General features: G+C 37.4%; 4 protein-coding genes. 2 read left to right on the plus strand and 2 right to left on the minus strand.

What is annotated here, in order from left to right; all coding sequences use genetic code 11:
* Positions 1–6: 6 nt before the first annotated feature.
* The gene (locus tag ETR37_RS19245; RefSeq protein ID WP_164978015.1) at positions 7–180 is read right to left on the minus strand and encodes a DNA modification system-associated small protein; all 174 of its coding nucleotides are present in this window, start codon (positions 178–180) and stop codon (positions 7–9) included.
* Positions 181–343: 163 nt separating this feature from the next.
* Here ETR37_RS19245 and ETR37_RS16535 point away from each other — a divergent pair, with 163 nt between their 5' ends.
* Together ETR37_RS16535 and ETR37_RS16540 are read left to right on the plus strand one after the other, a co-directional pair.
* A complete protein-coding gene (locus ETR37_RS16535) occupies positions 344–3,181 on the plus strand; it encodes a PD-(D/E)XK nuclease family protein (RefSeq protein WP_240673913.1) in 2,838 nt (945 codons plus the stop codon).
* A 3-nt stretch (positions 3,182–3,184) separates the two neighbouring features.
* Positions 3,185–5,245 (plus strand): UvrD-helicase domain-containing protein, encoded by a 2,061-nt coding sequence (locus tag ETR37_RS16540; RefSeq protein WP_129447539.1) that lies wholly within the window; start codon positions 3,185–3,187, stop codon positions 5,243–5,245.
* Between the two features lie 2 nt (positions 5,246–5,247).
* Here ETR37_RS16540 and ETR37_RS16545 read toward each other — a convergent pair whose 3' ends face one another.
* Positions 5,248–6,345, minus strand: coding sequence for a nuclease-related domain-containing protein (locus ETR37_RS16545; protein WP_129447540.1), 1,098 nt, complete (start codon positions 6,343–6,345; stop codon positions 5,248–5,250).
* Between the last annotated feature and the right edge of the window lie 130 nt (positions 6,346–6,475).

Here is a 6,475-nt window from a genome sequence, read left to right on the forward strand (position 1 = left end):
TCCTTCTCATTTCGTCCATTCGTCAATTTTACGCTTAATATCCTTATAGATACCACTTCTTGTGTACATATTTCTATCCGCATATTCTTTCTCAATAAGAAACAGCTGTTTAAGATAGGAAGGATGGATGCCATGTTTTTGGCATATAGATTCCAGAAGTTTTTCATCATCCTTATGCATTGCTGTTCCTCCTTTTATGCCTTTTGGATTAAATTAGTGTCTTTTGTTCCACAAAAATATACAATTGATGGGATCCATAGCCGCAAAAACTGCTTTATAATATAGGTTGATAATTCCTATTTTCATATTATACTATATCTTTTAGAAAATATATACAGGTGGGATGAACTTGGAAATACTTTGTACTCCTTATACAGACGACGTAGACAAATGGCTTAATAAAAATATTAGTTTCTACAGTCAAAAAAAAATACTCCATATTGTACCAACCCTTATTTTGTATCGAAAGAGATTACAAAGTTACAGAAATCAACACAAAGAGTTATTTCAAAATAACGAAACCGATTTTCGAACAGTAGCTAAAACATTAGAACAAAAAGGAATTTTCCTTTATGAAATGGACCGTTTCTTGCTAAAATTAATCAAAACTGGACCATATACCGTTTTGTCCAAACGAGAATCTGCCGTACTAATTGGGCGGGTTTTAGAAAGTCATTCATTCTCTGATAATATTGCTTGGAAAGCATCATTACAAGATATCTCTGAGTGCTTCATTACACTTTCGCAAAGCGGCCTATCCCTAGAGGAAATTCGCGCTCTTGATGCTACACAGTCGTGGAGACTCGTTTGCGACTTGTATGAAAATTATTTAGCAGAGCTCTCACAACAAGGTGTACTTGACTACGGACAGGCGTGTGTACGGCTTCTTCAAGAATACGAATTTGAGGATTTTGACATGCTTTTGCTTGATGGTGCCTTCTTGCCCATATTGCCAAAACATCAAATGCTCATCAACCGTTTTCAAAAACTGGATAAAAAAATTATTTGCTTTATTCCGATCGACCTAGACTTTCCGAATAACCCTGCGTTCGAAGCAGTTAAAACAACCTATGTGAACTTCGCACCTATGACAGAGTGGAAATCGATCAAATCAGAACAAATTGCTCATAGTACTGTACAGCAGCTTGCGCAATCCATTTTTCACTCTAAAGTTAATGAGATTAGCGATCGTTCAGTAACAGTATTGCGTTTCGTTTCTGAAGAGGAAGAACTGGACTATATTGTAGAGCGTGCAGGCAAACTGATCGAACAAGGAGCAGCAAAACCTCATGAAATTGCCTTAATTACACCGAATCCAATGGAACTACGACCGACGGTTCGAGAACTTGCCGAAATCTATGGAATTGCAATGGAAGTTCCTGAACGCTCGTTGATTCATCTTCCTCATGGGAGAGCCGTTTTTAATTTGCTCAAAATCCATACCGATGACCGTATCGAAGTGCTAGAACTTCCTCATTTTATAGATATAAACATGGTTCTTGAACTCATTGAAGGTGATTTAATACAGATTCCTGATAAAGCTGTATTTCAGTGCATCGTCGATCTGCAGGCCTTTTTCGAGGACTGTAAAACATTTCCCGATTGGTTCAACAAAATCGACGAACTAATTGCAGCGAAGGATCAAATAAATGATGATTACACATCTCACCCATTATATTACATTAGCAAGGACACATTAATTAACGTAAAAAATATAATTGAAATCATTGCAACGATCAGTTCTGATTTAATGTCCGCATCGGATATGACGTTTACAGAACATCTTGACCATATTGTTCGTTACTTTGAAGAGTCACCTTATACAAATGAAATAGAGGAGGAAATCAAAGAGCGGCTTTCGGAAATTGTGGAAGAATTGACTCTTCATAACCATTTTGCAATTACTCGTTCCGAATTCGCAAGACGCATTTATGCGGTTTTGAATGACAAGCAGCATGAAAAAGAGAATGATAAAAGAAAAGTACGACTGAGCAAAGTTTTGGTCACCGGACCAAACAACGTAGAGTATCAAAAGTACGAATATGTTTTTATTACCCGATTCAACCAGCATATGTATCCAGAACGGATTGCTTATGCATGGCCGATGTCGGCGGACATTGAACGAAAAATTTTAAACACCGCCACTGTACAAAAGTTTTCGAATGAAATTTCCTTGTTGCGTTATTATGCAGACCGCTCAGTATATTATATCTATACTGCTCTACAAGCAGCGAAAAAGTCTGTTTTTATTTGCTATTCGCGGTTTGAGGACGGAATTAAATTATCCCCGTCTCATTACTTATATGACATAGCTAAAGCACTCGGAATTGGGGAAACAGACGACGACCTGTCATCCATTGAAAACCTATTAGAAAAAGAAGGTCTGCTATTTGACGCCGGCAGACTTTCCGATGCTCAGGCTTTGCCATTTTATGAGCAAAACCTGCCGCCTATGTCTAAGGATAAAATCATCACGATTGAAGATGTTGCAGTTTACCAACTCTGTCCAAGGCGATTTTACTATGAAAAAAACTTGGAACGTGAATATGTATATTCATCTGCTTTTCATCTTCAAAATTATGCAGTTTCTTTTTTGTATGAGAAGGCTGTTGTTTTATTAGTAAATCAGTTTCCTGAAGTCTCCAAGGAAAATATGCATACAATTACGCATGCCTTGTCTAATATTATTGCTCATGCAGAGAAAGAACTAAAAACTGCTTTTCCAATGGCGCAGCGTTATTGGGAAGATGTAAAAATGCGTGTTCATTTCCATCTACAAAGATTGCTTAACCAAATATTATCAAACCCAGATTACAACCGAGCATCATTATCCATTACACAACAAAGACAAGAATCGAAAATTAAAGGATATACATTTGTCGGCGAGCGTCAATTGCGCGTTTCCTATCCAACGATTACTCATTATTACTCTATTACTAACATGAGGAAGATATTATCATTCTCTGCAAATGAAACAAGAGATGAACAGCAAAAGCTCGATCAAGTTAAAAAGGATTACTTTGATTTGCTTAGCAGGTTTTGCCGAAAAGAACGCGTGGCAGAACAATCATTATCCTATTACGCACAACAAATCGAATTAGGCCACTTTTCTAAAAAAGCTGGAGCGCACTGCCGCTACTGCGCTTTTGAAAATGCCTGTAAAGAAAAGGGAGTAGGCTGAGACATGAATCTGACAGAAGAACAGAAAGCAGTGATTAATGCAAACAGCCGAAAAATTCTAGTTAAAGCTGGTGCTGGAACCGGGAAGACAGAAGTGTTGACTCGGCGAATTGTTCGGTTAATCGGCGAAGACCCATCTTTATCCATCACGCAGATGGCGATCATTACGTTTACGAATAAAGCGACAGAAGAATTGCAAGCACGATTAAAAAATCGCCTTTATGCTAAATGGAGCAGTTGTTCATCAGAAAACGAGCGGAAGCGGTTTCGATATGAACTTGAACTGCTCAACTCTTCCCAAATTTCGACCATTCATAAGTTTTGCAAGAACATTTTAAGTGAGGCTGGCCCTTATTATTTAGATGATGTACTGTTTAATCCAAACTTCCATATAAAAAATGATTCACATAAACAGGCAATTACTGAAGTCATCGAAGTCTGGATTCAAGAAAAAAGAGCCAATAACGAGCCTGTAGAACATCTAAACATTATGCCTGTCCATAAGTTAAAAGATATACTTTCCACGTCATATGAATTGCTCCGTACGAAAGGCTTGGACATTGAGACAGTGCTGACTCGCACGAAACGCTATTCGTCGTTGGAAGAGCGGACAACAAGGAGATTAAAAATAGAGTTGGTTGAATTGCTAAAACGCATTCATGAACACAATTATTTACTTAAATATAACTCGTTAGACGTCGATGATCTTCTTGAGTACTGCTATAAAATACTCAAAAACGATTATGGTTTATTGCGGAAAATCCAACAAAAGTACAGATACATCTTTATTGATGAATTTCAAGATACATCGCTATACCAAGCGGAAATGGTAAAATTAATTTGCGATGGATCCGACGATGCCCCTGCCTTATTTCTCGTCGGCGATTTGAAACAATCGATCTATGAGTTTCGGGGAGCTGATATCGACTCATACTCGAAAATTGAGGAATGGATTGCCAAGGATGGCATGGTGCTGACATTATCAACAAACTGGCGCTCCAATCCGTCGCTAGTAATGTTTGTCAACACCGTTTTTGACCGCATTAAGAAAAAGGAAAGCAGCAATTATACTTTTTACCAAGAACCACTGAAACCAAAAGAAGAGGAGGCCCATATAAGCTTTAGCGAAATATCGGAATGGATTCTATGCAATCCGACGGAATCGCAGGCGAAAAAGGTAGCTGAGTGGCTGAAGAAAAAATTAAGCAATGACGATCCTAGCCGTTATTGTCTGTTATTTCGAAAGAACTTTGAGATTAAAGCATTTGAGAAAGAATTTACAAAGCAAAAAATTCCTTTCAAGGTGATTGGAAGCGGAGATTTTTACAACTGCCGGGAAATCATCGATGCCCTGAAGCTGCTCCAATATCTATACATGCCAACAATGAGCAAGTACGCTTTTGAGGCATTGGGTACTATTTTTATTAATTATGATCACAATAAACTCGACGAACTTTATAAAAATATAAAGCCGTTAATCCCAAAATTTACTCCGGCACAAATATTAGACTATATTTATAAGTTTACCCTTGCCCATAAAGCGTATCCGAAACAAGCTTATGCCAATCTCGTAAAATTAAAACAGCTTGCAAGAGATCTAGGCTTCAATGAACACATTACGTTAGGGCAGTTCATCCAATGGCTCTCAGCTATGATTCAAGCGAAGAAAGATGAACCGCAGGCAGATGTTTTGGATGTTGATTCCGATGACCGGTATGTAACGATGATGACGATTCATAAGGCTAAGGGGCTCGAGTTTCCCATTGTGATCCTTCCAAATTTGGATCAAAGCATTAGCCAGCGGGCGCTAAATCCTGAAATTTTATATCATCGTGATCAAATGACGCTCGAATTTTGTTATGAAAAATATTATTCAACAGGCACAAAAATTGTTTCAAAAAACTATGAGGAAGCCGTAAACTTAAATCAATATTCAATTTATTCGGAAGAACTGCGAGTGTTATATGTTGCCTTAACACGAGCCAAGGAAAAACTTGTACTCGTTGGCTCTGCGAACTGTCCAGAAAGCAAAATTTGCTATCAAAATTGGTTAAAAATCGATTAGCGTTACGCTAATCGATTTTTTAGCTTCTTCGTCAGCCATGATGGCTTATTCGCCGTTAACATGATAGGACCGTTGTAAATCTTTCCCTCTATAATTGGTCTTAGCTGTCGTTCATAAACATCAGTTGAACGAATAGAGTTAATGTCGACAATAAAGAGATAGTCGGTACTCCTACAATAATCGCTTAACTGTTCCAGCTCAAAAAGCTTCAGTGTTAGCCCTCTTTTTGCCAAAAGCCCTCTGCTTTTTAATAAATCACTAATAAACTCCTTTACTGTTCCTCTTCTCAAGAAGCGATTTAACGGATAGGCAATCGTTATGTTTCTTGCTGCTCCCGTTTGGCAAAGATGATGGATTCGATCAACAACATAATAAAATTCATCAACATAATGTTCAAAAGAAATCAATTGAACATTCAATATTTCTTTTCGTTCCTTCTCCTCTTTTCCCGTTTGTTGTTCCTCTTTGCATGATCTATCTACTTGTCCAGAATAATTAACTTTAATCACTGGATAAATAACTTGTTTTACAATGCGGGCTTCTTCTCGTGAAAGACTGTTAATGGTGAAGAGTGTTTCCATTATGCCGATGATTTTTTCGTTGAAGACATGACTGTCCTCAAGATCTTCCATACAAAACAATTGTTCTAGCGGAATCACTTGGTCAATGCACAAATTGATAATATCAGATGCTGTTAAATCTACAAAAACACATCCTACAGCAACTGGAAACTTCAATTTCCCTTGAAAGTTTCCTTCTTGTTCCACTAATTCCTTGTGTTTGCTTAGCAGATTTATTAACTCATTTCGATACTCAATTGCTTGACTAAACGGGTTTTTTATACTGACCTCCTTCCCATCACTGTATATTTTCCAATAATCCTTCCTAATTTCTCGAATCGTCTGAATAGTATAATCCTTTACCTCTAGTATAAGAACGCCGTAATATTCGTGAAAAAGTACAAAATCCGGATATTTCCCGTTAATTACAGGTTCATAATACACTGTCCATAAACCGTCCAGGTTTGCTTTTAAAGCATTAAATAGCTTCTCTTCTCCTCTTGTTTTAAATGTCGGACATTCTGGAATAACATACGCCATTTTCTTTTCCCTCTCTCAAACATGCCATTCGTCATAGAAATTTTATTAAGTTTTCTCATGCATTTATTATACCGCTTCTCTGTTTTTATATAAGTTGAATTAAAGATTTACAACTGAACACACAAACGAT

It is taken from the genome of Geobacillus sp. PK12 (assembly GCF_004123125.1).
GTDB lineage: Bacteria > Bacillota > Bacilli > Bacillales > Anoxybacillaceae > Geobacillus > Geobacillus zalihae.